We start from the raw sequence: 25,782 nt of genomic DNA on the forward strand, positions 1-25,782 counted from the left end.
ATCAGGCGCTTTCGCCCGGGTTTTCCAGGCTGAACGTTTCGGACTGTTCGTCATAGGCGAACAGCTCGGCGTAGCGTCCCCATGACACCACCGTCTTCAGCGTCTCGTCCGCATAGTCTTCGGACATGTAGTCCTCGAGCTCGTTGCGGAAACGTGCGGCCGGCGCCGTGTGCGAGGGACGTTCGTCGAGCACACGGCGGATCAGGCCCATCACGGGCACGAAGGTGAGGAGATGCTCGGCGAATAGTCGTTTGCGTGCGTCGGTCTCCAGGTGGGCGAAACGCTTTCCGGCCTCGGTGAGCATCAGGTCGCCTTCGCTGAGATGAGCGAAGCGCAAGAGCTGGAGCGACTCGCCGAGGTGCAGGATCTCGTCGGCCTCGAGCTGGAGCTGGCTTGCGAGCACTGGCAGGTCGGCATGTCCGTGATAGGGCCCACCCGCCAGCGTCTCGATCAGGCCGGACAATACGTTGGACGAGACGTGATGCAGTGCCAGGCCGACGCCGGAGCCCGGGATCCCCTCGACAGCGGGTGTCTTCGGCTCGGCGCGTTGGGTCATGCGGGCGTAAAGGCTGTCCACGAGCTGGCGAAAATGCGGATCGAGCCGGTTGCGCGGATGCGCCATCTCGACCTTGATCTCGGCGGCGACCCGGCCTGGATTGGATGAGAACACCAGAATGCGGTCGCACATCAGGACCGCTTCCTCGATATTGTGGGTCACCATCAGGACCGACTTGATCGGTAGCCGGCCCTCGATCCAGAGGTCGATGAGATCGGTACGCAACGTCTCGGCGGTGAGCACGTCCAGTGCCGAGAATGGCTCGTCCATCAGCAGCAGATCCGGATGCACGACAAGCGCGCGGGCAAAGCCGACCCGCTGGCGCATGCCGCCCGACAGCTCCTTCGGGAAGGCCGACTCGAATCCGTCGAGGCCGATCAGGTCGATCGCAGCCAGCGCGCGCTTGCGGCGCTCGGCGGCTTCCACGCCCAATGCCTCGAGGCCGAGCTCGACGTTTTGCAGCACCGTCAGCCAGGGAAACAACGCAAACGACTGGAACACCATCGCCACGCCGTTCGGCGGTCCGGTGATGGCTTCGCCCCGGCAGGTTGCCTGCCCAGCGGAAGGGCTGACCAGGCCGGCGATGATCCGCAGCAGCGTGGATTTGCCCGACCCGGAGCGGCCGAGCAGGCCAACGATCTCGCCGGAGCGGATCGCGAGGTCGACCTTGTCGAGCACGAGGAGCTCCTCGCCCGAGCCCTTCGGAAACGACCGGCAGACACCGCGGATATCAATGAGCCGGGATGGTTGGTCGATCATGCTCGCCCCCTTTTAGCCAAGCCGCAAGCGGCGTTCGCCGAAGGCGTAGAGCGGCCGCCATACCAAGCGATTGAACAACGTCACCAGAATGCACATCGTGGCGATTCCGAGAACGACGCGCGGGAAGTCGCCGGCCTCCGTCGCGCCGGCGATATAGGCGCCAAGCCCGGTGGCCTTCAGATGCGTGTCACCCCAGCTCGCGACCTCTGCGACGATCGACGCATTCCAGGACCCCCCGGAAGCGGTGATCGCGCCCGTGACGTAATACGGGAAGATGCCGGGCAACATCACCTTGAACCACCATCGCCATCCGCCGAGATGGAAGCTGCTCGCGGCCTCGCGCAGGTCTGTCGGAAACGCGCTGGCACCAGCGATGACATTGAACAGGATGTACCATTGCGTGCCCAGGATCATCAGCGGACTGAGCCAGATGTCCGCGACGAGCTTGAAGTGCACGATGGCGACGACGAAGACGGGAAAGGCGAGATTGGCGGGGAAAGCCGCGAGGAATTGCGCCAGCGGTTGAATCCGCTCGGCCAGCTTCGGCCGCAGTCCGATCCAGACGCCGACCGGCACCCAGATCAGCGTGGCGAGGGCGATCAGCACGACGACGCGGAGCAGCGTCACTAGGCCGTCGCCGACGACGGCCAGGACATCGGACAGGCCGAGACTTGCCGAGAGATAGCGGTAGGTCAGCCAGGCGGCGTAGGCGGTACCGGCGATGATCAAGCCGATCCAGATCGCGTCGACGAGGCGCGACGGGCGGCCCTTGCTGCCTCTCGCGGGCAACAGCCGCGGCAGCGGCACCCTCAGGTTCGAGATCATGCGGCTCGTCGCCGCGAAGGGCCGGGTCAGAGCGCGCAGCGCCCGGGTCCGGCGGAACAGGTCCAGCATCCAGGACGCCGGCGCCTCGCCCGATGCGGTCTGCTCGAAACGGAATTTGTCCGCCCACGCGACGATCGGACGAAACAGCAACTGGTCGTAGACGATGATGACGCAAAGCATCGTCAGGATCGCATAGAAGATTGCGGGCATATCCTGTTGCTGGATGGCCATGGCGACGTAAGAGCCGACACCCGGCAGCGTCACGGTGGTGTTGCCGACGGTGATTGCTTCCGATGCCACCACGAAGAACCAGCCGCCCGACATCGATATCATCGCATTCCAGATCAGTCCGGGCATCGCGAAGGGAACGTCGAGCCGCCAGAACCGCTGCCATCCGGATAGATGAAAGCTCAGCGTGGCTTCCTCCAGATCCTTCGGCACGTTGCGGATCGACTGATACATGCTGAACGTCATGTTCCAGGCCTGGCTGGTGAAGATCGCGAACACCGAAGCGAGCTCGGCGCCGAGAACCTGGCCCGGGAAGAGGTTCATGAAGAAGACGATCGTGAAGGTGAGAAAGCCCAGGATTGGGACCGACTGCAGGATGTCCAGCAGCGGGACCATGACCATCTCGGCGCGCCGGCTCTTGGCGGCAATCGCGGCGTAGATGAAAGTGAAGACCGTAGAGCACACGATCGCAAGCAGCATGCGCAACGTGGTGCGCAATGCATAGAGCGGCAGGTTCGAAGGGTCGAGCGAGACCGGCATGCGTTCGAGCTCGGACAGCGACATCGCAGTCTGCTCGCCGCCATAGACGATCAGCACCATGGCTCCGATCACCAGGATCAGGACCGCGGCATCCCAAACATTGGGGAGCAGCGTCCGGCCGATTGCGGCCGTGCGCATATGCATTGGCTTCATGCAGCCGACCTCGGGCTAGAACTCTGCGTGCAGGCGGCCGGAAAAGATCGAGACCGGTCCACGGTCGGCGTTATAGGCTGGGTTCGTGATCAATTGATAGTCGGCCGTGAGGGTGACACCTTTGATCACCGAATAGGCGTAGTAGGCTTCGAGGATACGCTCGTTGTTGTAGTTGAGCCGCCCGTCGCCGATCAGGAGGCCGACACCGCCTGCGGCGAGGAAATCGCGATGCGCGGCCGAGAGGCCGTTGATGGCGCCGCCGATGCCGACCGTGTCGTCCGGACGACCCCAGCGGCTGCCCTTGATCGACAGGCCGGCCGAAACGCTGCGGTCGATGTCGGTGAAGGACAGGATCTGGTTCTGGCCATCGTTCCAGCTCGCGCGGGCGAACAACCCGACATCGGTGACGATCTGCTGTTCGAGATTGACGTAGAAGCCGTATTTGGACCGTTGGCGCTGGTTCGCGATCGTGATGTCATTGATGTCGAGCGCGGGGTTCGCGGCCGCCAGCGCCAGGACCTCGCGATAGTTCGCGGTATTGCCTTCGTTGGCGAAGACGCCGACGCGCAGCTTGCCGGGCTGCTCGAAGATCGAATGGCGCTCCTCGAACTCGACGACGGCACCGCCCGTCTTGTAGACCAGCGTATCGCTGTTGGGCGCATCGGGGACCTGGAACAGTCCGGCGCGCACCGCCCAATCCTTGCGGTTGAACTCGACGACCGCGCCGCGGGTGTAACCCGGAAGGTCCGCAGGGAAGTCGTATGCGGCCGAGGCCCACATCGCCCAGTTCATGAAGTCGGCGCGCGGGTCTTTTGCGTATGAGTTGCCGTCGAAGAAATCGCCGATCGCAAAACGGCCGACGATCACCGTGACACGGTCGATGTCGCGCTTGCCGGCGAGCTGGTTCGGAGCGTCGGGCACTTCCTCCTGCCCGCCGCCGAGGCCAAAAGTCTGCTTGAAGTAGTAGCGTTGCGCGCGGATCTTCGGGAACGGCGCGCCGGCCTTCTGCGCCTCGCCATTGGAGAAGCCGGCCAGCCCGAGCGTGCCGTTGAGGCCGAAGCCCTGGGCCAGTTCGGGATTGAAATAGAACTCGCCGCCGTCCCATAAACGTGCGCCGAAGAACGCAGTCGTGGTCCACGTTGCCTGAAACTGGCCGCTGCCGGGCAGGCTTAGCGGGCTTGCATAGGGCGAGTGGATCGGCCCGTAGCCTTGCGGCAGCACGGTCGTCTGCGCGTGGACGTTCCAGTCGCCGGACTCGGGCAGCTTGGTCTTGCCGCTGATGGGCGGCATCCACGGCGTATCGCCAAAGTTGTAGTTGAGGCCGAGCTTGAACAGGTGGACGCGCGGCTCGACATCCACATTGCCGAGGCCAAATCCACCGAGGTCGTAGGTTCGCCGCGACAGCGCGACATAATCGTACTCGGCCTTCGCGGTCCAATTCCCGCTGACGGCGAATTCCAGGCCAAGTCCCGCCGTCCACCCGGTCTGGTACTTTCCGACCGGAAACAGCTCGGAGACTCCGTCGGCATCATTGACGTTGATATGCGTGTGGCCCCAGGCGAAACCGCCGGTGACGAAGGGCATGAAGCGGTCGAAGGCATAACCGATGCGGCCGCGCACGGTGCCGACGTAATCGAGCGTGGTGTTGAAGGGCGTGGGTGACCGTTCATGCGCGACGATGTCGCGCGCGCCGGTGAACGTGGAGTCCGCTTCGATCCCGAGCACGACGCGGTTTGCGAGCTGATGATTATAGCCGAGCTGATAGCCGCCGCTGAATCCCGTGGCGCTGGGCGGCAGGATCACGCCTTGCAGCGGCAGCGAATTGGTGCCGGGGCCGAAGCCTGCATCGCCATAGCCGAAATGGCCGCCGACATAGAAGCCGGTCCAGTCGTAGACCGCCCTCAGGGCCGGCGCCTTCAGCGGCAGATCGGCCGCGCGGCCGGCCGCGGGAAGAGCCAGCACGCCCGTGGCAATCGCCGCGGCCGTTCGCAAGCACCGGTGTCTGTGACCTCTCAACGTCAAACGCACGCCCCCAACAATGCGAACGCATCCCACCGGCCGCAACCGGCATCCCTGCCGATTCGCGGCGGCCCTGTCATCAGGTCTTGGTTGGCCCGCGATCCGGCGAGACGGTCCCGATCCAGCGCGATTTGGTCCCAAGCCCTTAAGGCTGCTACGAGAGTTATTGCGATTAATTCGCAATAGCAACTGACGCGCTTTGCCTCCGAGGATCGTTCGCACCACTGTGTGACGGGACTGCAACAAACCTGCAGGCCCCCAAACGGATGACCCCGCCCGGGGGGACAGCCGGGCGGGGTCGGGGGCACGACACGGGGTGGATGAGGCGCCCGTGTCGGACGCAGGATCCACGTGGAGATCGGCCTCAAGTACTCAAATCAGTAGCAGGTACGAACGCGGCCGACATACTGGCCGAAGGCGTTGTACTGGGCGACCCAGCCGCAGCGGCGATAGCCGTGGTAATAGGGATCGTTGGTCGCGGCGATCGCGGAGCCGACGACAGCGGCGGTGGCGATGCCGGCGCCGACACCGTAGACCCAGCCGGGCGGCTTGGCTTCGGCCGAGGAGGTGGTGGACACGATGCTGCCGGTGATGGCGAGGGCAGCGAGAGCGACGGCGGCAATCTTGGTCTTGATCGACATGTGAAACTCCATCCGGGTTGAGGCGGTCCGTTGTGGCCCGCGTGCCCAATTGGACGGAGGCTCTTCGCGTCCGGTTCGAAAGCGCCAAATCCGCTCCCGGAAGGAAGAATTTTCCCGTGCAATTCCAGTGAGATATCGGCTAGCCGAGGGGGCCTTTGGCGAGCCTGTTCACGTCGAAGTTATCGACTTCGGCCAGCAGCTCGCAGAAGGCCTGCGCGCCCTGATCGATCAGCTGCGCGCCTTTCTCCGCCACGGCCAATGTCGCGTTGCCGACGGCACCGCTGGCGTTGAGATCCTGCGCCTGCCAGGCGAACGGCGCGGGCCGCTGCGTCGACAGCCAGCGATATTGCTGCTCCAGCGCGATGCTGCTCGCGGCAAAATCCGCGATCGCATCCTTGCGCACCTGGTCCGGATAGCGCGCTAGCATGATCGAGGTCTCGATCGCGCCGCCATGAATGCCGTGACGCACCTCGTCGGCCGGGAACATTGCGTCGGCGCCCGACAGGCGCGACCACGACGTCGTCACCACGAACAGTTTTTGATAGGCGCGCAGATCCTGCGCCACCAGCATCATGGCCGCGCTGTTGCCACCATGGCTGGTGATGATGACGAGCTTCTTGACGCCGTGCCGCGCGACGTCCTCGCCGATCGCCGTCCATTTCTCCAGCGCAACTCCAGTCGGCAGCGTCTGCGTGCCCGGATAGTCGATATGCTCGGTGGAAATCCCGACTTGTTCAACGGGCAGGAAACTCGCCGGAACACTCTCGGGCAGCAGCTCGCGAACGCGCGCCAGATAGGCCTCCGCGATCAGCACGTCGGTTGTCACGGGCAGATGCGGACCGTGCTGCTCGGTCGCCGCCAGCGGCAGCACCGCGATCCAGCGCGATCGGTCCACGGAAGCGGAATCGCCCCAGCGGATGTCGGTCCAGTCGCGGGACGGCACCATTGAATTTTCTTTGGAGGTTTCTTTGCCCGAATTTGTCACGTAATTTGGGTCCTTGAGGGGATGCGGGCCTAGCCGGCTCGCGTCCCCGAATGTCATGCGGTTCTATCGCGTCGGACTGGCATGAGCCAGATGCGATTGAGCTGGAAGCGAGCGACGGAGTGCCATCATGACCCCCTTTCATCTGCGGCGTGCGTTCATTGCGGGCCTGATGGCCGCTGCCGTCTCTCTTGCGCCGGCGCGGGCCGAGACGCTCGACAAGGTCACTTTCGGCACCAATTGGGTCGCCGAGGCCGAGCATGGCGGCTTCTTCCAGGCCGTCGCCGACGGCACCTACAAGAAATACGGTCTCGACGTCAGCATCATCCCCGGCGGTCCCAACGAGAACAACCGGATGCTGCTGATCGCCGGCAAGATCGATTTCTTCATGGCCGCGAACACGCTGATGTCGTTCGATGCGGTCGCGAACAATGTGCCCGTCGTGACCATCGCCGCGATCTTCCAGAAGGATCCGCAGGTGATGCTGACCCATCCCGACGCCAAGGTCGCCAAGATCGAGGATCTCAAGCCACTGACGCTGTTCGTCTCCAAGGAGGGCATGACCAGCTACTTCCAATGGCTGAAATCCGAATACGGCTTCAGCGAGAAGAACGTCCGTCCCTATAATTTCAATCCGCAGCCCTTCATCGCCAACCCCAAGAGCGCCATGCAGGGCTACGTGACGTCAGAGCCTTTCGCGGTCGAGAAGGCGGCGGGATTCAAGCCCAACGTGCTGCTGCTCGCCGATTACGGCTTCAACACCTATTCGACGCTGATCGAGACCCGCCGCGACATCGTCGAGAAGAAGCCTGATCTCGTCCAGCGCTTCGTCGATGCCTCCATGATCGGCTGGTACAACTACATCTATCGCGACAATTCCGCTGGCAACGCCATGATCAAGAAGCTCAACCCCGAGATGACCGACGATCTGCTCGCTTATTCCGTCGCCAAGATGAAGGAGCACGGCATCGTCGATTCCGGCGACAGCCTGAAGAACGGCATCGGCGCCATGAGCGACGAGCGCTACGCCTCATTCTTCAACAAGATGGTCAAGGCCGGCGTCGTGAAGGCCGATCTCGACTTCCGCAAATCCTATACGCTGCGCTTCGTCAACAAGGGCGTCGGCGTCGAGCTGCGCCCGAACAAGCCGTAACGCAGGGTCGATGTCGTCGGTGAAAACCTCGTCCGCCGTCGAGTCCAGCCTGACGGCGCTCGCCGTCAGCCTGCGCGACGTGACGAAAGTGTATGACAACGGCGTCATGGCGCTCGGCCCGCTCGACCTCGCGGTGCGCAAGGGCGAATTCATCTCGCTGCTGGGCCCGTCCGGTTGCGGCAAGTCGACCGCGCTGCGGCTGATCGCGGGGCTCAGCACGCCTTCGTCCGGAATCGTGCGGGTGGCGCGCCCCGAGGGTGTTCCGCAGCCGGGCCACGGCATCGGCTTCGTGTTCCAGGAGCCGACCCTGATGCCCTGGACCAGCGTGCGCGAGAACGTGCGGCTGCCGCTCAAGCTTGGCGGCGTCGCGAAAGTGGAAGGGCGCGCGCGTACCGATGAGGCGCTGGCCAGTGTCGGCCTTGCCGATTTCGCCGACGCCTATCCGCGCGAGCTGTCCGGCGGCATGAAGATGCGGGTGTCGCTGGCCCGCGCGCTCGTCACCGATCCCGATATCCTGCTGATGGACGAGCCATTCGCGGCGCTCGACGAGATCACGCGCTTCCGCCTCAACAACGATCTGCTCGCGCTATGGCGCAGCCTTGGCAAGACCGTCATCTTCGTCACCCATTCGGTGTTCGAATCCGTCTATTTGTCGCAGCGCGTGGTGGTGATGACGGCGCGGCCCGGCCGCATCCAGGCCGACCTCCGCATCGAGACGGTCGAGCCGCGCGGAGAGGAGTTTCGCACCTCGGCCGCCTATTCCGATTATTGCCGAAGAGTGTCGGCCGCGCTGGCGCCGTCCTATTCGGGGCAGTCGACGCTATGAACGCGCAAGCCGCCGTCCCCGCAAGACCGCAAGGCGCGCAACGTGCGATGCGCTTCGTGCTTCCCGTCATCGTGTTCGTGGCCGGCCTCCTGGCCTGGGAGCTGGTGGTCCGCATCAAGGACATCCCGCCTTACGTGCTGCCGGCGCCCTCCGTCATCTTTCTGACATTGATCAAGGACTGGGCGGTGCTGTCACAATCGCTGGCCACCACGCTGTTGACCACACTGGAAGGTTTCGTTGCCGCCAGCATCGGCGGTGTTGCGCTGGCGCTCCTGTTCAACCAGTCGAAATGGGTGGAATATTCGCTGTTCCCCTATGCCGTCGTGCTCCAGGTGACGCCTGTGATCGCGATTGCACCGCTGCTGCTGATCTATCTGGAGCAGCAGACCGCGGTCGTCGCCTGCGCCTTCATCGTCGCCTTCTTCCCGGTGCTCTCCAACACCACGCTCGGGCTCAATTCGGTCGACCGCAACCTCGCCGGCCTGTTCCAGCTCTATGGCGCCTCGCCGCCGCAGACCCTGCGCTTCCTGAAGCTGCCCGCGGCGCTGCCCTACATCCTCGGGGGCCTGCGCATCGCCGGCGGCCTGTCGCTGATCGGCGCGGTCGTGGCCGAGATTGCGGCGGGAACGGCGGGCGCCGGCTCCGGGCTTGCCTATCGGATCGCCGAATCCGGCTACCGATTGAACATACCCCGCATGTTCGCGGCGCTGCTTTTGTTGTCGCTCGCCGGGATTGTCATCTATGGGGTGCTGGCGCTAGTTTCCCACCTCGTTTTACGGCGCTGGCATGAGAGCGCGCTTGGAAAGGAAAGCTGATGTCTACCGGTTCGATTTCGTCCGAAAAGATCGATCTTCTGATTTATGGACCGGTCCGGCCGATCCTCGACAACGGGTTTTCCGATCATTTCGTCGTGCACAAGGCCGAGACGCGCGGTGACCTCGAGCGGCTGACGCCTGCGATCCGCGAGAAGATCCGCGGCGTCGCCGTGACCTATCACACCGTGCGCGCCGACAAGGAATCGCTGTCGCAGCTGCCCAAGCTGGAGATGGTGGCGAGCTTCGGCGTCGGCTACGATCACATCGACGCCAAATACGCGGCCGAGCACAACGTCATCGTCACCAATACGCCCGACGTGCTGACCGAGGAAGTCGCCGACGTCGCCATGGGCCTGTTGATCTCGACCTTGCGCGAATTCATCAAGGCCGACCGTTACGTCCGCTCCGGGCTCTGGCAGACTCAGAACTACCCGCTCAGCGTCGGCTCGTTGCGCGACCGCAAGGTCGGCATCGTCGGCATGGGCCGGATCGGCCAGGCCATCGCGCGCCGGCTCGATGCCTCGCTGGTGCCGGTGGTCTATCACTCGCGCAATCCGTCCAAGGACGTCTCCTATAAGCATTATCCCGATCTGATCGAGATGGCGAAAGCGGTGGACACGCTGATGGTGATCGTGCCCGGCGGCGCCACCACGAACAAGATGATCAATGCCGAGGTGCTCAAGGCGCTCGGCCCGCGCGGCGTGCTGATCAACGTCGCGCGCGGCTCGGTGGTGGACGAGCCGGCGCTGGTGCAGGCGCTCAAATCAGGCACCATCCTCGCCGCCGGCCTCGACGTGTTCGCGGCCGAGCCGAACGTGCCCGACGAGCTCAAGACCATGCAGAACGTCGTGCTGCTGCCGCATATCGGCTCGGCCTCGGTGGTGACCCGCAACGCGATGGACCAGCTCGTGGTCGACAATCTCAAGTCATGGTTTGCCGGCAAGGCGCCGCTGACGCCGGTTGCGGAAACACCGTTCAGGGGGCGCTGATGAGAGCTCTTCGGGGCGTTGCATTCGCTGTCGCGGCCTGCCTGGCCGCGATCGGCATCGCGCATGCGCAGGATGCGACGACCCTGAAGAAATCCATGCCCGGACAGTGGGAGCTCTCGACCACCGAGCGCAGCAAGACCTGCGTCGTCACGCTCAAGGGCGACGCCGCAGGCCAGGGCTTCAAGCTGGAGCTCGAGCCCGCCTGCAAGACCGCGCTGCCCTTCACCAAGGACATCGTCGCCTGGAGCGTCAGGGGCCTCGACATCGTCCGCCTGCAGGATGCGACCGGTGAAGCCGTGATCGACTTCACCGAGGTCGAGGCCGGCATCTTCGAGGGCCTGCGCCAGGGCGAGGGCGTCTACATCCTGCAGGATCTCGCCGCCGCCCGTTCGATGGCCAAGTCGATGGACCAGATGATCGGCGATTGGTCGATGGTACGCGGCAATGGCCAGCCGGTGTGCGGGCTGACGCTGACCAACACCGAGGCGGGGCCCGACAATTTCCAGGTCTTCCTCAAGCCGAGATGCGACGCGTCGATCGCCCAGTTCAACCCGACGCAATGGCGGCTCGAGCGCGGCCAGATCATCCTGATGTCGAAATCAGGGGATGCTTGGCAGTTCGAGGCCGACGACAACGCGCAATGGCGGCGCGTCCCCGACACCGCCGATCCCTTGATCATGCTGCGCCAGTAGGCGCCCACCGCCGCCGGTTGGCGGCAAGCGAATGTGGAACCTGCCGTCAGGGCACCCCGTTGACGAAAGAGGCGATTCCGTTGGGAGATCCGGCATGGCGAAGCGTGTCCTCGCGATCGGCATCGAGCCCGGCCATGCGGATTATGGCGCATTCCCGCAGTTCACCCCCGAACATGTCCGCAGCTACATCGACGCCCAGCTCCTGCGCCTGCGCGGCCTCGGTTTCGAGGTCACGAGCTGCCTGATCGATCTCGATGCGACGGCCGAGCCCGCCGTCACGGCGGCGCTGCGCGACGAACGCTTCGACTGCATCGTGATCGGCGCCGGCCTGCGCGAGCCGAAGGAGCGGCTGCTGCTGTTCGAGAAGGTGCTCAACCTCGTCCATCGCCTCGCGCCTGACGCCGCGATCAGCTTCAACACCACGCCGGCCGACACCGCCGAAGCGGTGCAGCGCTGGGTCGAGCCGTGAGCTGACGGCGCTTGCCTGTCGAGATTGCAGGCCGCGGCCGGATTCCCTGATTTCTCGGTTTCAGCCAGGTTTGAACTTTTCTTGCGTCCGGGTGACCAAGGCATAATGGTCAGACCGAATCGGGCTTTTGATATGAGAATCGTCGCCCTTGCCTTCGCCTGCTTTCTCGCCGTCGCGATGCCCGCCCATGCGGATGACACCCGCACCTTCAATGCGATGGTGGCGTTGGCCAATCGCGGAGATGCCGAGGCGCAATATCATGTTGGCATGATGCACAATAACGGCATCGGCACATCGCAGGATCGCAGCGAGGCATTCGCGTGGTTTCAGAAATCGGCCGCGGCCAACGATCCGTTGGGAGCCTACAAGCTCGGCTGCTATTATGACGGGCAAGGCGCGGGCGTGGTCGCAATCGATGCGGATCAAGCGTTGAAATACAAGCTCGTTTCCGCCAAAGCAGGTTATGCGCGTGCCCAGCACGATGTCGCTCTCATGTATGACCGGCAAGGGAATTCAGAAGAAGCGCTGAAATGGTGGAAGATGGCAGGCGAGCAGGGGCTTCCTGCCGCCCTCTTCAGCCTGTCCCGTGCGTATTCCGCCGGAAAGGGAACGCCGAGGGATTTGTCCCTGTCGTATGCGTATTTCAAGCTCTCGAAAGTGGCGCCGGCCAAGAATGTCAACGAGATGGCCAGCATGTTGTCCAAGCCGGAACGCGAGAATGCGGAAAGGCTGGTCGCTGCGTGGAAGCCCCAACCGACCGCTCTGACGCTCAAGGCATTCGCCGGCATCACAGCCGCAGAAGACCACTTGAAAGCCGCCAAGACCCCGGTGTTCTGATTGGGCCTGAAGCTGACGCGAGCGGCCGCGCTCTAGCTCTTCGCCGCGGCTTCCGGCATGATCTGGAGCAGCGGCTCCGGCTGAATCGAGATCTGCCCGGCGAAGGGCCGGTCGTGCGCCGCGATCAGCAGGACGGAGGTGGCGACGCCGGTGGCGAACAGGCCCATCGCGATCGCCGATCCCAGCCGGTTGTCGCAATGAACGAGGCCGATCACCAGCAGTGCACAGGCCGCCTGGAGATACAGGCACCACCATTTGACAGGGTTCACTGCGGCGAGGCTGACGATGATCCGCTGCCGCCGCGCGTCCAGCGCTTGCTCCAGCGCGGCGATGAGCTCGCGCTGCACCGTCGCCGGACCCGCACCTTGAGGCGTCATCGCGACGACGAATTGCAGGGCTTCGGCAAGCGCAGGCGGCGTGGTCCTCAGGGACACCTCTCGATGCGCCATCATCGGCCATTCCACCTTGACGGCCTGCCCGACATAGTCGCGCACAAGGGCGCGCAGTTTTGTCTCTTGCTCAGGCGGCAGGCCGGCGGCCAGCAGCACGGCGCTCCGCAGTGAGCTGGCCTCGCGGCTTACCGCGCTACTGGCGCGATCGCTGTCGCCCCAGACCTGCGCTGCGGTGAAGGCGACGAACAGGCCGAAGATGATGCCGAGCACGGGCAGCATGCCCGGCGAGATCGCTTTGACCGATTTTGCGCGCTCCCCTGTCGCGACAAGCGCGATGCCTGCGAAGATCGCCGCGGCCAGAAGATAGGTGAATCCGAAGATCACCAGCGCCATCAAGGGTACCGGCAGATTGTGTAGCCAGTCGCTCATCGTTTCCCTATCATCTGATTAGAGGCTCTAGATCAACCTCATCCCGCGCAGGCTGGCGTGGCCGCTCTTGCCGACGATGATGTGGTCGTGCACGGCAATGCCGAGCGGTTTTGCGATGTCGATGATCGCTTTCGTCATCTGGATATCGGCCTGCGAAGGCGAGGGATCGCCAGAGGGATGGTTGTGCACCAGGATCAGCGCGGTCGCCGACAGCTCCAGCGCACGCTTGATGACTTCACGTGGATAGACCGGGGTATGGTCGACCGTGCCGGTCTGCTGCACCTCGTCGGCGATGAGCTGGTTGCGCTTGTCGAGGAAGAGCAGGCGAAACTGCTCCTTGTCGGCGAAGGCCATGCTGGTGCGGCAATAGGCGATCACCTCGCTCCATGACGACAGCGCGTTGCGGCTGTTGACCTCGCCCTTGGCGACGCGGTGCGCCGCGGCGGCAATCAGCTTGAGCTGGTTGACCGCGGCCTCGCCGATGCCGTCGACCTCGCGCAGGCGCGCGACCGGCGCATGCACGACCTCGGCGAACGAGCCGAACGTCTTGATCAGCGTCTTCGCCAGCGGCTTGGTGTCGCGCCGCGGCAGCGCCGCAAATAGCGCCATCTCCAGCAGCTCGTAGTCGCTGAGCGCATCCGCACCCGCGCTGTAGAAGCGCTCGCGCAGCCGCTCGCGATGGCCGTGATAATGCGGCGCGTCCTCAGGCTTGCTCTTGTCGTGGTCTGGCTTGGCGGGCATCGGCCGCCAGCATTGCCGGGGAACCGTGTTTTTGCAACCGTCAATTGCAGCGGCAAAATGGGGGCATGCCCGCCTCGGCCCGCGCGATGATCACGCGATCGGCTTCTCGCCGTGCCGTTCCGACAGCGTGAAGATCTCGACGCCGGTCGCCGTGACGCCCACCGAGTGCTCGAACTGCGCCGACAGCGAGCGGTCGCGGGTCACCGCTGTCCAGCCGTCGGACAGGATCTTCACATGCGGCTTGCCGAGATTGATCATCGGCTCGATGGTGAAGAACATGCCGGGCTTGAGCTGCACGCCCTCGCCGGGGCGGCCGATATGGATGATGTTCGGCTCGTCGTGGAACATGCGCCCGAGGCCGTGGCCGCAGAAATCGCGCACCACGCTCATGCCCTGCGGCTCGACGAAGCTCTGGATGGCGTGGCCGATGTCGCCGGTGGTGGCGCCGGGCTTCACGGCGGCGATGCCGCGCATCATCGCTTCATAGGTGACTTCGATCAGCCGCTCGGCCTTCCGCGCGATCGGGCCGACCGCATACATCCGGCTGGAATCGCCATACCAGCCGTCGACGATGAAGGTGACGTCGATGTTGACGATGTCGGCTTCCTTCAGCGGGCGGTCGCCGGGCATGCCGTGGCAGACCACATGGTTGAGCGAGGTGCAGGTCGAGTAGCGATAGCCGCGATACATCAGCGTCGCCGGATAGGCGCCGTTGCTGAAGGCGAAGTCGCGGACGAATTCGTCGATGCGCGAGGTCGGCACGCCCGGCTCGACAAGGTCGGTGAGCTCGTCGAGGCACTTTGCCACCAGCGCGCCGGCCTTGCGCATGCCGGCGAAGGCGGCCGGTCCATGCAGCTTGATCTGTCCGGTCTTGCGCAGGGAGGTATCGGTGGCTTCGACGTAGCTCATGCGGGAACTGTCTTCCGGGCTCGGTCTGATTTGCGATGTCGGCGGAAAAGCTTGATTTCAGGCCCTAATTTAATGATTGCGGGCCTTCATGCAAGCCAAGCCTGCCCCCCAACCTGCCTCAGGCGTGCACCTTGCGCCCGAAAGCGGCCTAATTCGGGACTTCTACGGTGGTTTCCACCGGCAGGGCGCCGCCCCGGATCCGGATTTCGCGGACCGGGTAGGGAACCCGGATGCCCTCGCGCTTGAAGGCGTCCCACAGCGCCAGCATGACGTCGCTCTTGACGGTGTCCATGCCGTCGGGGTCGGCGAGCCAGAGGGTCAGCGAGAACTTCATGCCGGCCTCCGCAAACTCGGTCAAAATGCAGTTCGGCGGCTTGGCTTTCTGCGCGCGGGGATGGGCGGCGGCGGTCTCGGCGGCGAGCTTGCAAACCAGCTTCGGGTCGGCGTCGTAATTGGTGCCGAAGGCGATCTTCACCAGCGTGTTCTTGTCGGTATAGGTCCAGTTGACGACCTTCTGCGTCACCAGATCCTCGTTCGGCACCAGAAACTCGCGCCCGTCGCCGGCGGCGACGGAAATATAGCGCGTCTTCATCGCGCTGATGCGCCCGGTATTGTCGCCGATGGTGACGAGGTCGCCGGGCTTCACCGATTTGTCGGCGAGCAGGATGATGCCCGAGATGAAGTTGGCGACGATCTTCTGCAGGCCGATACCGATGCCGACGCCGACCGCGCCGGAGAACACCGCGAGCGCGGAGAGGTCGATCCCGACCGCGCCGAGCGCGATCACGATCGCCACAGCCAGCAGCCCGATGCGGATGATCTTCACCAGCAGCACCTGCACCGACGGCGTCAGATCGGTGGTTGCATTGATCCGGCTCTCGGCGAAATTGCTCGCGATGTTGGTCAGCCAGAGCGCGATCAGCAGCAGCGCGCCGGCCTTGATCGCCAACAGCGGTGTCAGCCTGAGGCCGCCGAGCACGATGGCGAAGGAATCCAGCAACTCGACCGTCGTATCCAGCTGGCCGATGATGGAGAGCGCCGCGACGAACCAGGCCGTGATTGACACCAGCTTGACGATGAAGGCATTCCGCAGGACCGACGTCACCAGCCGGATCACGAGCCAGGCCAGCCCCATCTTGGCGGCAACCATCAGGAGATAGCTGCGGCTCGGCCAGGTCGCATGATACATCACCACGCGCTCGATGATCACGAGCAGCGTGAACACCGCCGTCGAGGCGCTGGAGACCATCACCCGGGCGGAGTGCCGGAGCGGCAGCGGCCAGCGCATGGCGAGCGACGTCATGTCAACGCGGCTGCGAATCGCGACCTCGGCGGCATAGGCGATGCCGGCCGCAGCCAGGATGAGGCCAAATTGCAGGTAGAACCAGGGTGAGGAGACTTCCGCCCCGACGCTGCGTGCGGTGGTCTGCACGAACTCCATGAAGTCCTTGAGGTCCATGTCCATCGGTCTCGTTGGGAAGCGGGCGGGAGCAATTGATTCGAGGGGGCCGCAGAATCCCACAAAGGGCGCGGCCGGGCCATCGATACACCGCGAAGTGAAGCGCGTTAAGGCCGCAAAATGCGGGCAGATTGCCGCGAGCGGGAGAAAATCGGTTGGCGCAGGAGAGTGCCGACGATAAGGATGGATATTCCAGCGATTTGAACCCGGAAGGTGGATGGCCTCCCTCGACTCCGTCAGTCTCGCCATATTGCTCGGCGCCGTCCTCGTCATGGCCGGCATCCTCTCCAGCCTGCTGGCGTTGCGCTTCGGCGCGCCGCTGCTGCTCGTCTTCCTTGCGATCGGCATGCTCGCGGGCGATTCCGGTCCCGGCCAGCTCCAATTCGATGACGTCCGCACCACCTATCTGGTCGGATCGGTCGCCCTCGCCCTGATCCTGTTCGACGGCGGCCTCAGGACGCGCTTTGCCAGCATCCGCACCGTGCTCGCGCCCTCCGTGGTGCTCGCGACGATCGGCGTGCTCCTGACCGCGCTGATCACGGCGCCGTTCGCGAAATATGCGCTGGACCTCAACTGGTCGGAATCCCTGCTGGTCGGCGCCGTGGTCGCCTCAACCGATGCCGCCGCCGTGTTCCTGCTGGTGCACACCCAGGGCCTGCGCCTGCGCCCACGCGTCGGTGCGACGCTGGAGGCGGAGTCCGGCACCAACGATCCCTTCGCGATCTTCCTCACCCTGATGCTGGTCGAATACATCTCGCTGGGATCAAGCTCGGCCAGCCATGTCGTGATGGAGTTCATCCAGGAGGCGGTGCTGGGCGCCGTCGTCGGCGTGATCGGCGGGCGTCTCGTCGTCATCGCGCTCAACCAAGTGGCGCTGCCGCAGGGCCTGCATGCGCCGTTCGTGACCACGGCTGCGCTGGTGATCTTCGGCGGCTCGCAGATCATGCACGCCTCCGGATTCCTCGCGGTCTATCTTGCCGGCATCATCATCGGCAACCGGCCGACGCGGGCGCATAATTCGGTGGTGGCCTTCCTGGACGCGGCGACCTGGCTGGCGCAGATCGTGATGTTCGTGCTGCTCGGCCTCCTGGTCTCGCCGACCCGGCTCGGCGCCAGCATTCTTCCGGCAGTCGCCGTCGCCTTCGTGCTGATGCTGGTCGCGCGGCCGCTCGCCGTGTTCCTGTGCCTGGCGCCGTTCCGCTTCAACTGGCGCGAAAAGGTGTTCATCGCCTGGACCGGCCTGCGCGGCGCGGTCGCGATCTTCCTGGCGTCGATCCCGATGCTGGTCGGCCTGTCCAAGGCCTATCTCTATTTCGACGTCGCCTTCGTCGTCGTCATCATCTCGCTGCTACTGCAGGGCTGGACGCTGGCGCCCGCCGCGCGCAAGCTGCACGTGGCGCTGCCACGGGCGGAGCGCGGCCCGCGCCGCGTCGAGCTCGACCTGCCCGGCCAGCTCGAGCAGCAGCTGGTCGGCTATCCGGTGCGGCCGAAGAGCCTGTATTTTCGCCGCGGCCTGATCCCGTCCTGGTCCAAGCCGACGCTGGTGATCCGCAACGAGAACATCCTGACGCCGACGGAGGCCGATCCGATCGCGCCCGGCGATTACATCTACCTGCTGGCACCGCCGGAGAAGGCCGAGGCGCTCGACCGTTTCTTCGTCGACATGCAGCCGAGCTCGGCGCCGGATCCGCATCTGCTCGGCGACTTCATGGTCTCCGGCGAGCACACGCTCGCCGAGCTCGCCGAGATCTACGGCGTGAAGGTCGGCGAGGACGACGGCAAGCTGACCATGGCCGATTATTTCGACGTCCATCTCGATCACGCGCCGAAGGAGGGCGCCGAGTTGCCGCTGGACCAGATCGTGCTGGTCGCACGCAGCATCTCCGGCGGCCGCGTCAACGTGGTCGGCCTGCGCCTGCCGGAAGAAGACGAAACGCCCGCGCCGCTGACCCGCACGCAGGCCTTGCGGCGCAAGCTCGCCGATGTGTGGGCGTCGGTGGCGGGGGTTTAGGCGCTCCGTCATTCCGGGGCGTGCGCCCGGAACAATGGAAATGCGGAACCCGCCACCAAATCGCCGCAACCGCCGAAGATTTGCGCGGCTTCGTGACCGCTGCACCCGGAACGCTCCGCGACGCCGCTCGTTCTTCGCGTGACGATCAAACTGACAGGGAGCAGTCCATGCGAAAATTCATGTTTCCGGCCATCGTCGCAATTGGCTTGGGAGTCAGCTTGGCGTCGGCGGCGCCGGCCATGGCCTACGACACCGGCGATCAGATCTCGATGCAGGCCGCGCTCGATGTCGCAACCGACATCGGCGTCATGACGATTTCGCACACCGAGTTCGCCGGCGACGAATGGCAGATCGAAGGCCGCGACCGCACCGGCCGCTGGATCGAGGTCGATGTCGACGCCCGAACCGGCGAGGTCCGCAATGTCGATCGCGGCTGGTAGGCGCCATACACGCTCGCTGTCATTGCCCGCGAAAGCGGGCAATCCAGTATTCCATCGACGGTGCGTGGACACGGAAGCCGCGGCGCACTGGATGCCCCGGTCAAAGCCGGGGCATGACCGCGGTGGTTGAAGCGGGGGCGACGCGAGTCTAACCAGCCTCCTCACTTCGTCCTTCACGTCAGGACCTTCACCCCGCCAAACGACGTCACCCGGCCCTGCTTCAGCATCACGATCTGCGTCGCGAGCTGGCGCAGCTCGGCGACGTCGTGGCTGACATAGACCATCGGAACGTTGGCCTCGTCGCGCAGCCGGATCAGATAGGGCAGGATCTCGAGCTTGCGGCCCTCGTCGAGCGCGCCGAGCGGCTCGTCGAGCAGCAGGAGGCGCGGCCTCGACAGCAGCGCGCGGCCGAGCGCGACGCGCTGGCGTTCGCCGCCCGAGAGTTTTCCGGGTCGGCGATCCTGCAGGGCGCTGATGTCGAGCAGGTCGATGATGCGCTTGTGCTGGGCGTGATCCGGCGCAAGGCCATTCATCCGCCTGCCGTAATCCAGGTTCTGCGCGACGCTCAGATGCGGAAACAGCCGCGCATCCTGGAACACATAGCCGATGCGACGGCGCCAGGTCGGCACGTGGAGGCCGGCGGCCGTGTCGTCGACGGTCTCGCCGTCGATCACGATGGTGCCACGGTCGGGCCGCAACAGCCCTGCGATCATGTTGACCAACGAGCTCTTGCCGGCGCCCGAGGCGCCGAACAGGCCGATGACGCGGCCCTCGCTGCTGAAGGACGCGGAGAGCGAAAATTCGCCGAGCTTCTTTTCGACATCGACGCGCAGCATGGTCAATTCCCGTGCAGCCGCGCGGTGGCACGGCGGGCGAACCATTCTGCCGCGATCAGCGCGCCGATCGCGAGTACGACCGAGACGATGACGAGCCGCCCGGCGGCGGCATCGCCATCGGGCGTCTGGATCAGCGAATAGATCGCGGACGAGATCGTCTGGGTCTCGCCGGGGATGTTGGAGACGAAGGTGATGGTGGCGCCGAACTCGCCGATTGCCTTGGCAAAGCCGAGCACCATGCCGGCGAGCACGCCGGGCAGCGCCAGCGGCAGCGTCACCGTGAAGAACACTTTCCATGGCGCCGCGCCGAGCGTCTCGGCGGCCTGCTCGAGCCGACGGTCGATCGCCTCGATCGACAGCCGCATCGGGCGGACGAGAAGCGGAAACGCCATCACGCCGCAGGCGAGCGCAGCTCCGGTCCAGCGGAACGAGAAGACGATGCCGAGATAGTCGGCGAGAAATCCGCCGACGAGGCCTTTTCGGCCGAAGGTCAGAAGCAGCAGATAGCCGGTGACGACAGGTGGCAACACCAGCGGCAGATGCACCACGGCGTCGAGAAACGACTTGCCCCAGAAATCACGCCGCGCGAGCAGCCAGGCCAGCGCAATGCCGAACGGCGTCGCCACCAGCGTTGCGATGACGGCGACCCTGAGCGAGAGCAGGATCGCCGTCCATTCGGCGGGAGAGATGTCGAGCATCAAGCGACGAGGGTCAGGTGCTGGGGCTCACCAGGAATTTGAAGCCGTACTTTTCAAGAATGGTCTTGGCGGCCGTCGAGCGCAGGAAGGCGAGATAGTCGCTGGTCTCGGCCTTCGCGGTGGTGGTCGCGGCGACCGGATAGATGATCGCGGGATGCGAATCCGCGGGGAAGGTGCCGACGACCTTGACGCCCGGTTCGACCTTGGCGTCGGTCGCATAGACGATGCCGAGCGCGGCCTCGCCGCGGGCGACCAGCGTCAGCGCCGCGCGCACGCTCTCGGCCATGGCGAATTTCGGCTCGGCCGCCTGCCACGCGCCCAGCTTTTCCAGCGCGGCCTTCGCATACTTGCCGACCGGCACCGCCTTGACGTCCCCGGTCGCGACCCTGCCGTTGCCGGCGAGCTTGGCGAGGTCGAAGCCTTGCGCGATGCTGACGTTGTCGATCTTGGAATCCTTCGGCGCGATCAGCACGATGCTGTTGCCGAGCAGGTTGACCCTGGAAGGCTCGTTGATGGTCTTCTTGGAAACCGCGTAGTCCATCCAGTCGGTGTCGGCGGAGACGAACACGTCGGCGGGCGCGCCTTGCTCGATCTGCTTGGCCAGGGCCGAGCTCGCGGCGTAGCTCGCGGTGATCTTGACGCCGGTCTTGGCGGTGTAGGCGGCGTCGACCTCGTCGAGCGCGTTCTTCATCGAGGCGGCGGCGAACACGGTGATGGTTTTGTCTTGCGCGCTGGCAGGCGAGAGGCTCGCCCCGGCGAGGATGACGAAGGCGGTGAAAAGTCCGGCAATACGAATCATGGATGCGCTCCGTGCGAAATCGCGCGCGCAGGCGGCACGCGCAAGTCTGGCGTAGGGTCAAGTCAGGTCGCGACGGGCGGAAGCGCTGTTCCACGTGGCCTTGCGACGGCTTACGGCCGGCACGGCTATCGCAGCTGCGAAGATAGCAGGCTGGAGCCTCAGGTCAAAGGCGACCGTTTGGCCCTATTCGGCCAGCAGGATCGCAATCGAGAGCGAATTTTCCTTGGCACCGCTGACCTGGACCACGACGGGCTGTCCCGACAGCTCGTATTTGATGGTCTTGCGGATGCCGTCGCAGTCGGTCGCGCCGCTGAAGGCCACGGGTTTCAGGAAATGCCCGTCCTGCACCACGTCGACCCAGGCCCCTGCGGACAGGCTGATCGTGTAAAGCCCGGCCTTCGGCGCCTTGATGCTGGTGAAGCCGGCGAAGGTGCCATCCTTGGGCGCCCGCTCCGGCGGCGCCGGCAGCCTGGCTTCACCCGGGACGACCAGCCCCAGCGTGATGGCGGATGACGGTAGCGCCGTCTGTTCGCTTCCCGATGCGAGCTTGGCGCGCTCCGGCGCGGTGAGCGCGGCGCGCTCGCGCTCGATCGGCCATTTGAACTTGTCGCAGCCTGAAGGCTCCTCGGCGGCCAGAGCGGAGGTCGCACCGAGCGAGAGTGCAGTGAGAATGGCGAGAATGCGCATGTCGAATCTCATCGTTGGCCACGCGAACGGCGCGAGGCTTGCGGTCAGGCTCGTTGAAGACAAGGGATGCACATCCCGGAATGCCGCGGGCTTACGGCACGGCGGCAGATGGATATTAGCGCAGTCGCGTGGTGCGAACCAACCACCTAGTTGTCATCCCGGGGCGCGCGCAGCGCGAGCCCGGGATCCATAGCCACGGGGAGGAATTTGGCGAAGATTCGGAGTTACCACTTCGCCTACCAACCACTCCCTGTGGTTATGGGTCCCGGGCTCGCTTCGCGCCCCGGGACGACAGCGGTGGGAGAGGCGCCACGCACGCTACGGCTTCGCGTCCACGGCATGCAGCACGGCCTTGCAGGCCGCAGGCATCTGCGCCAGCGTCATCGGCGGCTTTGGTTTCGGCGGCTCCGGCGGCGGCTTCGGGTGCAGCACGGCGTCCGAGAACCAATAGGCGAGATCGGACGGCTTGCAGCCTTCGTCCTCGGATTGCGACGGCTGGCCTTCGCATTCCCCGGCGCCCGCCGGGCAATGCATGCGGATGTGGAAGTGATAGTCGTGGCCCCACCAGGGGCGGATCTTCGAGAGCCAGGCGCGATCGCCCTTGGCCTCGCGGCACAGCGCCTTCTTGATCGCGGCATTGACGAAGATGCGCTGCACCGCCGGCTCCCGCGCCGCGTCGCGCAGCACCAGCACATGGCCCGGCGTGAACACTTTCGGATCGACGTCGAGCCGGTCCGGGCGCACCATCATCACCGCCGACATCTCCTCGCGCTCGTCGCGCGAGAGCCGGCGGTCCGGCATCGGCGTCAGCCAGATGTCGGCATCGAGACCGATCTGATGACTGGCATGGCCCGACAGAGCCGGTCCGCCGCGCGGCTGCGCGATGTCGCCGACCAGGATGCCGGGCCAGCCGGCGTCCTTGTGTACCTTGGCCGCGAGCCGCTTGATCAGCGCGATCATGTCGGGATGGCCGTAGTTGCGATTGCGCGACAGCCGCATCACCTGCCAATTGTCGCCGTTCACCGGCATCTGCGCGGCGCCGCCGATGCAGCCCTTGCTGTAGGAGCCGACGACATGCGCCGGCCCTTTCGACGGCAGCAGCTTTCGCGCGAAAAGCTCCTTGGCGCCGAGGCTGGGATCGTTGGGATTGGCGAGCGGCGGCAGCGGCTTCGGCGTCACGCTGCCCTTGTCCTGGGCCAGCGCGGCGCCGGCGGCCAGGAGTGTCACGAAAAGCAGGAGAGGGGCGAGGCGGCAGGGACACATGCTGATTCGTTATAACCCAACACCGCGTCAGGGTTAAGAATGAGGCTGCCATGACGGCCCCGGGCTTTTGCTCATTCCCAAAGTCGTGCGCGGCGGCCATCGTTTAACGGCGCGATAACCCTGTTCCGGATTGGCTAAAATTCGTGCGTTGAGGCAGGGGCAACCGCGGGCGACATGCCATCGCGCGCGATGCGCGGAAATGATTCAGTCGCGCGCGCAATTTTGCGGCAGATCGCTCGCTGATTGTGGCGCTGGCTCAGTTCGGCGGCGCTTGCCGCCCCCGCCGCGCCTCGCAAACGGGCAGCAAGTGGCCACCTCGCACGGGTCGCGACCGGACAAGATTACTTTTCTTTCAGACACTTGCTCCAATGCTTGCGGCCACTGGACGCGACTGGGACGAGTGAATTTGAGTTTGGGGTCTCGAAAGACAGGACAGCGAAACCGCAACCTGCTTGCCCGACAGCCGCGCAAGCCGCGCTTTGCGCGCGCGCCTCATCCGCCCATCGCGCGCGATGAACTTTCGCGCAGCCGCGCCGAGGCGGAAGCCGCGATTGCCGAAGCGCGCAAATCCCATGAGCGGCTGCGCCAGGCCATCGACATCCTGCCGCAGGGCATCGTGTTTCTCGATGCCGACGGCCGCTACGTGCTCTGGAACAAGAAATACGCCGAGATTTACAGCAAGACCGCCGACCTGTTCGAGCAGGGCGCACGCCTCGAGGACACGCTGCGCATCGGCGTCGCCCGCGGCGATTATCCCGAAGCGATCGGCCACGAGGACGAATGGATCGCCGAACGGCTGCAAAAGCTCTATCGGCCCGGTGCCCGCCACGAGCAGAAGCTGGCCGACGGCCGCGTCATCCTGATCGACGAGCGGCTCACCGACGACGGCGGCGTCGTCGGCCTGCGCGTCGACATCACCGAGCTCAAGCAGCGCGAGGCCTCGTTCCGGCTGCTGTTCGACGGCAATCCGGTGCCCATGATCGTCTGCGCGCTGGACGACGAGCGCATCCTCGGCGTCAACGATGCCGCAATTGCGCATTACGGCTATGGCCGAGCCGAGTTCGAGAAGCTGAAGATCCGCTCCCTGCAGGCCTTCGACAGCGAGCCGCCCTGGACCGCCGATCCCACCGGCGAGGAGCAGGCCGGGCGCACCTGGAAGCACGTCAAGGCCGACGGCGCGCTGATCGACCTTGCGATCTATTCGCGCGAACTGACCTATGCCGAACGGCCCGCGGTGCTGCTCGCGCTGATGGACATCACCGAGCGCAAGCGCGCCGAGGCGCGGCTTGCCTTCATGGCCCAGCATGACGCCCTGACCGGCCTGCCGAACCGTACTCTGCTGCGCCAGCAGATGGACGAGATGCTGCTGCATACGCGGCGCAGCACCGACAAGGTCGCGCTGCTGATCCTCGGGCTCGACAGCTTCAAGTCGGTCAACGACACGCTGGGACACGCGGTCGGCGACAAGCTGCTGCGCGGCGTCGCCAAGCGGCTGCGCTCGACCTTGCGCGAGGAAGACGCGCTGGCGCGGCTCAATTCCGACGAGTTCGCGGTTCTGCAGAGCGGCCTGACGCGTCCCGAGGACGCGGTGATGCTGGCCAAGCGGCTGCTCGAGGCCATCGCAGATCCCTATCTGCTCGACGGCCATTCCGTGGTGATCGGCGCCTCGATCGGCATCGCCATGGCGCCGGGCGACGGCGATGAGTCCGAAAAACTGCTCAAGGGCGCCGACATGGCGCTGTCGCGCGCCAAGCTGGACGCGCGCGGCAGCTTCGCCTTCTTCGAGGCCGCGCTGGATGCGAAAGCGCAGAGCCGCCGCAAGATCGAGGTCGAGCTGCGCGACGCCATCCAGAACGACGTGTTGCGCCCCTACTACCAGCCGCTGATCGACCTCCAGAGCGGCCGGATCACCGGCTTCGAGGCGCTGGTGCGCTGGCCGCATGTCGAGCGCGGCATGGTCTCGCCGGCCGAGTTCATTCCTGTGGCCGAGGACACGGGCCTCATCAACCCGCTCGGCGGCTTGATGCTGCGCCGGGCGTGCCAGGATGCCGCGACCTGGCCGGACGACGTCCGCGTCGCCGTCAACCTCTCGCCGCTCCAGTTCCGCAGCGGCAATCTGCTCTCGATGGTGACGGACGCACTGAGACATTCCGGTCTGCCGCCGCGCCGGCTCGAGCTCGAGATCACCGAGACGCTGCTGCTCGAGAAGAGCGCCCAGGTGCTGGCGACGCTGCATGCGCTGCGCGCGCTCGGCGTGCGCATCTCGATGGACGATTTCGGCACCGGCTATTCCAGCCTCAGCTATTTGCGCAGCTTTCCCTTCGACAAGATCAAGATCGACCAGTCCTTCGTGCGCGATCTCGGCGCCAACCGCGAGGCCCAGGCGATCATCCGCTCCATCGTCAGCCTCGGCAAAGGCTTAGGCGTCACCATCACCGCCGAAGGCGTCGAGACCGAAGCCGAGCTCAGCTGCCTGCGCGCCGAAGGCTGCGACGAGGGCCAGGGCTTCCTGTTCAGCAAGGCCCGGCCGAATGCGGAGATCGTCAGTCTCCTCGCTGCGCAGCGCGGCATCGACGGCGAGGACGCGGCACTGGTGGCGTGACCGCCGCGTTCGTTCAGCGCCGTCTCCTCGCT

General features: G+C 65.1%; 24 protein-coding genes. 10 read left to right on the forward strand and 14 right to left on the reverse strand.

The annotated features are described in order from the left end of the window. Position 1 precedes the first annotated feature (1 nt). From HAP40_RS04055 to HAP40_RS04075, 5 genes are all read right to left on the reverse strand, one after another. Entirely contained in the window at positions 2–1,315 is a 1,314-nt protein-coding gene (locus HAP40_RS04055; protein ID WP_166818996.1) for an AAA-associated domain-containing protein, read from the reverse strand. A gap of 12 nt (positions 1,316–1,327) precedes the next feature. Then, a complete protein-coding gene (locus HAP40_RS04060) occupies positions 1,328–3,061 on the reverse strand; it encodes an ABC transporter permease (RefSeq protein ID WP_166818995.1) in 1,734 nt (577 codons plus the stop codon). Between the two features lie 15 nt (positions 3,062–3,076). Continuing rightward, positions 3,077–5,023 carry a carbohydrate porin gene (locus HAP40_RS04065; RefSeq protein ID WP_334270913.1) on the reverse strand — a complete coding sequence of 649 codons (1,947 nt, stop codon included), beginning with the start codon at positions 5,021–5,023 and terminating at the stop codon, positions 3,077–3,079. 434 nt (positions 5,024–5,457) lie between these two features. Then, complete coding sequence (locus HAP40_RS04070; protein WP_166818993.1) at positions 5,458–5,721, reverse strand: hypothetical protein; 264 nt, start codon at positions 5,719–5,721, stop codon at positions 5,458–5,460. A gap of 139 nt (positions 5,722–5,860) precedes the next feature. Next, entirely contained in the window at positions 5,861–6,667 is an 807-nt protein-coding gene (locus tag HAP40_RS04075) for a creatininase family protein (RefSeq protein ID WP_166818992.1), read from the reverse strand. 166 nt (positions 6,668–6,833) lie between these two features. On the opposite strand from HAP40_RS04075, the gene HAP40_RS04080 reads away from it, so the two are divergent. The 7 genes from HAP40_RS04080 to HAP40_RS04110 all read left to right on the forward strand — a co-directional run bounded on the left by HAP40_RS04080 (position 6,834) and on the right by HAP40_RS04110 (position 12,484). Beyond that, on the forward strand, positions 6,834–7,856 hold the full coding sequence (locus HAP40_RS04080; protein ID WP_166818991.1) for an ABC transporter substrate-binding protein: 1,023 nt from the start codon (positions 6,834–6,836) through the stop codon (positions 7,854–7,856). Positions 7,857–7,866: 10 nt separating this feature from the next. Beyond that, the gene (locus tag HAP40_RS04085) at positions 7,867–8,682 is read left to right on the forward strand and encodes an ABC transporter ATP-binding protein (RefSeq protein WP_166818990.1); all 816 of its coding nucleotides are present in this window, start codon (positions 7,867–7,869) and stop codon (positions 8,680–8,682) included. Beyond that, entirely contained in the window at positions 8,679–9,497 is an 819-nt protein-coding gene (locus tag HAP40_RS04090) for an ABC transporter permease (RefSeq protein WP_166818989.1), read from the forward strand. Before HAP40_RS04085 ends, HAP40_RS04090 begins: the two co-directional genes overlap by 4 nt. Continuing rightward, positions 9,497–10,486 carry a 2-hydroxyacid dehydrogenase gene (locus HAP40_RS04095; RefSeq protein ID WP_166818988.1) on the forward strand — a complete coding sequence of 330 codons (990 nt, stop codon included), beginning with the start codon at positions 9,497–9,499 and terminating at the stop codon, positions 10,484–10,486. Before HAP40_RS04090 ends, HAP40_RS04095 begins: the two co-directional genes overlap by 1 nt. Continuing rightward, the gene (locus HAP40_RS04100; RefSeq protein WP_166818987.1) at positions 10,486–11,178 is read left to right on the forward strand and encodes an AprI/Inh family metalloprotease inhibitor; all 693 of its coding nucleotides are present in this window, start codon (positions 10,486–10,488) and stop codon (positions 11,176–11,178) included. The genes HAP40_RS04095 and HAP40_RS04100 overlap by 1 nt, the downstream gene beginning before the upstream one ends. Positions 11,179–11,272: 94 nt before the next feature. Next, on the forward strand, positions 11,273–11,647 hold the full coding sequence (locus HAP40_RS04105) for a hypothetical protein (RefSeq protein ID WP_166818986.1): 375 nt from the start codon (positions 11,273–11,275) through the stop codon (positions 11,645–11,647). Positions 11,648–11,779: 132 nt separating this feature from the next. Continuing rightward, the gene (locus HAP40_RS04110) at positions 11,780–12,484 is read left to right on the forward strand and encodes a tetratricopeptide repeat protein (protein WP_166818985.1); all 705 of its coding nucleotides are present in this window, start codon (positions 11,780–11,782) and stop codon (positions 12,482–12,484) included. Between the two features lie 32 nt (positions 12,485–12,516). On the opposite strand, the gene HAP40_RS04115 is transcribed toward HAP40_RS04110, so the two are convergent. The 4 genes from HAP40_RS04115 to HAP40_RS04130 all read right to left on the reverse strand — a co-directional run bounded on the left by HAP40_RS04115 (position 12,517) and on the right by HAP40_RS04130 (position 16,420). Then, complete coding sequence (locus HAP40_RS04115; RefSeq protein ID WP_166818984.1) at positions 12,517–13,305, reverse strand: DUF4239 domain-containing protein; 789 nt, start codon at positions 13,303–13,305, stop codon at positions 12,517–12,519. Between the two features lie 27 nt (positions 13,306–13,332). Further along, positions 13,333–14,046, reverse strand: coding sequence for a RadC family protein (radC, locus tag HAP40_RS04120; RefSeq protein WP_166818983.1), 714 nt, complete (start codon positions 14,044–14,046; stop codon positions 13,333–13,335). 90 nt (positions 14,047–14,136) lie between these two features. After that, complete coding sequence (gene map / locus HAP40_RS04125) at positions 14,137–14,955, reverse strand: type I methionyl aminopeptidase (protein ID WP_166818982.1); 819 nt, start codon at positions 14,953–14,955, stop codon at positions 14,137–14,139. A gap of 148 nt (positions 14,956–15,103) precedes the next feature. Continuing rightward, the gene (locus tag HAP40_RS04130) at positions 15,104–16,420 is read right to left on the reverse strand and encodes a mechanosensitive ion channel family protein (RefSeq protein WP_166818981.1); all 1,317 of its coding nucleotides are present in this window, start codon (positions 16,418–16,420) and stop codon (positions 15,104–15,106) included. A 211-nt stretch (positions 16,421–16,631) separates the two neighbouring features. On the opposite strand from HAP40_RS04130, the gene HAP40_RS04135 reads away from it, so the two are divergent. Then, entirely contained in the window at positions 16,632–18,425 is a 1,794-nt protein-coding gene (locus HAP40_RS04135) for a potassium/proton antiporter (RefSeq protein ID WP_166818980.1), read from the forward strand. Positions 18,426–18,592: 167 nt separating this feature from the next. Next, on the forward strand, positions 18,593–18,865 hold the full coding sequence (locus tag HAP40_RS04140; protein WP_166818979.1) for a PepSY domain-containing protein: 273 nt from the start codon (positions 18,593–18,595) through the stop codon (positions 18,863–18,865). Between the two features lie 173 nt (positions 18,866–19,038). Here the strand turns inward: HAP40_RS04140 and modC are convergent, their stop codons facing one another. From modC to mepA, 5 genes are all read right to left on the reverse strand, one after another. Then, positions 19,039–19,701 (reverse strand): molybdenum ABC transporter ATP-binding protein, encoded by a 663-nt coding sequence (modC, locus tag HAP40_RS04145; RefSeq protein ID WP_166818978.1) that lies wholly within the window; start codon positions 19,699–19,701, stop codon positions 19,039–19,041. Between the two features lie 2 nt (positions 19,702–19,703). Beyond that, complete coding sequence (gene modB, locus HAP40_RS04150) at positions 19,704–20,399, reverse strand: molybdate ABC transporter permease subunit (protein WP_166818977.1); 696 nt, start codon at positions 20,397–20,399, stop codon at positions 19,704–19,706. Positions 20,400–20,412: 13 nt separating this feature from the next. Next, positions 20,413–21,198 (reverse strand): molybdate ABC transporter substrate-binding protein, encoded by a 786-nt coding sequence (gene modA / locus HAP40_RS04155; protein WP_166818976.1) that lies wholly within the window; start codon positions 21,196–21,198, stop codon positions 20,413–20,415. Positions 21,199–21,381: 183 nt separating this feature from the next. Continuing rightward, the gene (locus tag HAP40_RS04160; protein ID WP_166818975.1) at positions 21,382–21,885 is read right to left on the reverse strand and encodes a hypothetical protein; all 504 of its coding nucleotides are present in this window, start codon (positions 21,883–21,885) and stop codon (positions 21,382–21,384) included. A gap of 318 nt (positions 21,886–22,203) precedes the next feature. Next, on the reverse strand, positions 22,204–23,148 hold the full coding sequence (gene mepA, locus HAP40_RS04165; protein ID WP_166818974.1) for a penicillin-insensitive murein endopeptidase: 945 nt from the start codon (positions 23,146–23,148) through the stop codon (positions 22,204–22,206). A 448-nt stretch (positions 23,149–23,596) separates the two neighbouring features. Between mepA and HAP40_RS04170 the strand changes: the two genes are divergently transcribed. After that, positions 23,597–25,750, forward strand: a complete 2,154-nt coding sequence (locus tag HAP40_RS04170; RefSeq protein WP_166819628.1) for an EAL domain-containing protein — start codon at positions 23,597–23,599, stop codon at positions 25,748–25,750. The last annotated feature ends 32 nt before the right edge of the window (positions 25,751–25,782 follow it).

The organism is Bradyrhizobium sp. 1(2017) (assembly GCF_011602485.2).
Lineage (GTDB): Bacteria > Pseudomonadota > Alphaproteobacteria > Rhizobiales > Xanthobacteraceae > Bradyrhizobium.

Coding starts and splice junctions, on each gene's coding strand:
- HAP40_RS04055 (WP_166818996.1), bottom strand. CDS start 1,315: ATGATCGACCAACCATCCCGGCTCATTGATATCCGCGGTGTCTGCCGG.
- HAP40_RS04060 (WP_166818995.1), bottom strand. CDS start 3,061: ATGAAGCCAATGCATATGCGCACGGCCGCAATCGGCCGGACGCTGCTC.
- HAP40_RS04070 (WP_166818993.1), bottom strand. CDS start 5,721: ATGTCGATCAAGACCAAGATTGCCGCCGTCGCTCTCGCTGCCCTCGCC.
- HAP40_RS04075 (WP_166818992.1), bottom strand. CDS start 6,667: ATGGTGCCGTCCCGCGACTGGACCGACATCCGCTGGGGCGATTCCGCT.
- HAP40_RS04080 (WP_166818991.1), top strand. CDS start 6,834: ATGACCCCCTTTCATCTGCGGCGTGCGTTCATTGCGGGCCTGATGGCC.
- HAP40_RS04085 (WP_166818990.1), top strand. CDS start 7,867: ATGTCGTCGGTGAAAACCTCGTCCGCCGTCGAGTCCAGCCTGACGGCG.
- HAP40_RS04090 (WP_166818989.1), top strand. CDS start 8,679: ATGAACGCGCAAGCCGCCGTCCCCGCAAGACCGCAAGGCGCGCAACGT.
- HAP40_RS04095 (WP_166818988.1), top strand. CDS start 9,497: ATGTCTACCGGTTCGATTTCGTCCGAAAAGATCGATCTTCTGATTTAT.
- HAP40_RS04100 (WP_166818987.1), top strand. CDS start 10,486: ATGAGAGCTCTTCGGGGCGTTGCATTCGCTGTCGCGGCCTGCCTGGCC.
- HAP40_RS04105 (WP_166818986.1), top strand. CDS start 11,273: ATGGCGAAGCGTGTCCTCGCGATCGGCATCGAGCCCGGCCATGCGGAT.
- HAP40_RS04110 (WP_166818985.1), top strand. CDS start 11,780: ATGAGAATCGTCGCCCTTGCCTTCGCCTGCTTTCTCGCCGTCGCGATG.
- HAP40_RS04115 (WP_166818984.1), bottom strand. CDS start 13,305: ATGAGCGACTGGCTACACAATCTGCCGGTACCCTTGATGGCGCTGGTG.
- radC (WP_166818983.1), bottom strand. CDS start 14,046: ATGCCCGCCAAGCCAGACCACGACAAGAGCAAGCCTGAGGACGCGCCG.
- map (WP_166818982.1), bottom strand. CDS start 14,955: ATGAGCTACGTCGAAGCCACCGATACCTCCCTGCGCAAGACCGGACAG.
- HAP40_RS04130 (WP_166818981.1), bottom strand. CDS start 16,420: ATGGACATGGACCTCAAGGACTTCATGGAGTTCGTGCAGACCACCGCA.
- HAP40_RS04135 (WP_166818980.1), top strand. CDS start 16,632: ATGGCCTCCCTCGACTCCGTCAGTCTCGCCATATTGCTCGGCGCCGTC.
- HAP40_RS04140 (WP_166818979.1), top strand. CDS start 18,593: ATGCGAAAATTCATGTTTCCGGCCATCGTCGCAATTGGCTTGGGAGTC.
- modC (WP_166818978.1), bottom strand. CDS start 19,701: ATGCTGCGCGTCGATGTCGAAAAGAAGCTCGGCGAATTTTCGCTCTCC.
- modB (WP_166818977.1), bottom strand. CDS start 20,399: ATGCTCGACATCTCTCCCGCCGAATGGACGGCGATCCTGCTCTCGCTC.
- modA (WP_166818976.1), bottom strand. CDS start 21,198: ATGATTCGTATTGCCGGACTTTTCACCGCCTTCGTCATCCTCGCCGGG.
- HAP40_RS04160 (WP_166818975.1), bottom strand. CDS start 21,885: ATGCGCATTCTCGCCATTCTCACTGCACTCTCGCTCGGTGCGACCTCC.
- mepA (WP_166818974.1), bottom strand. CDS start 23,148: ATGTGTCCCTGCCGCCTCGCCCCTCTCCTGCTTTTCGTGACACTCCTG.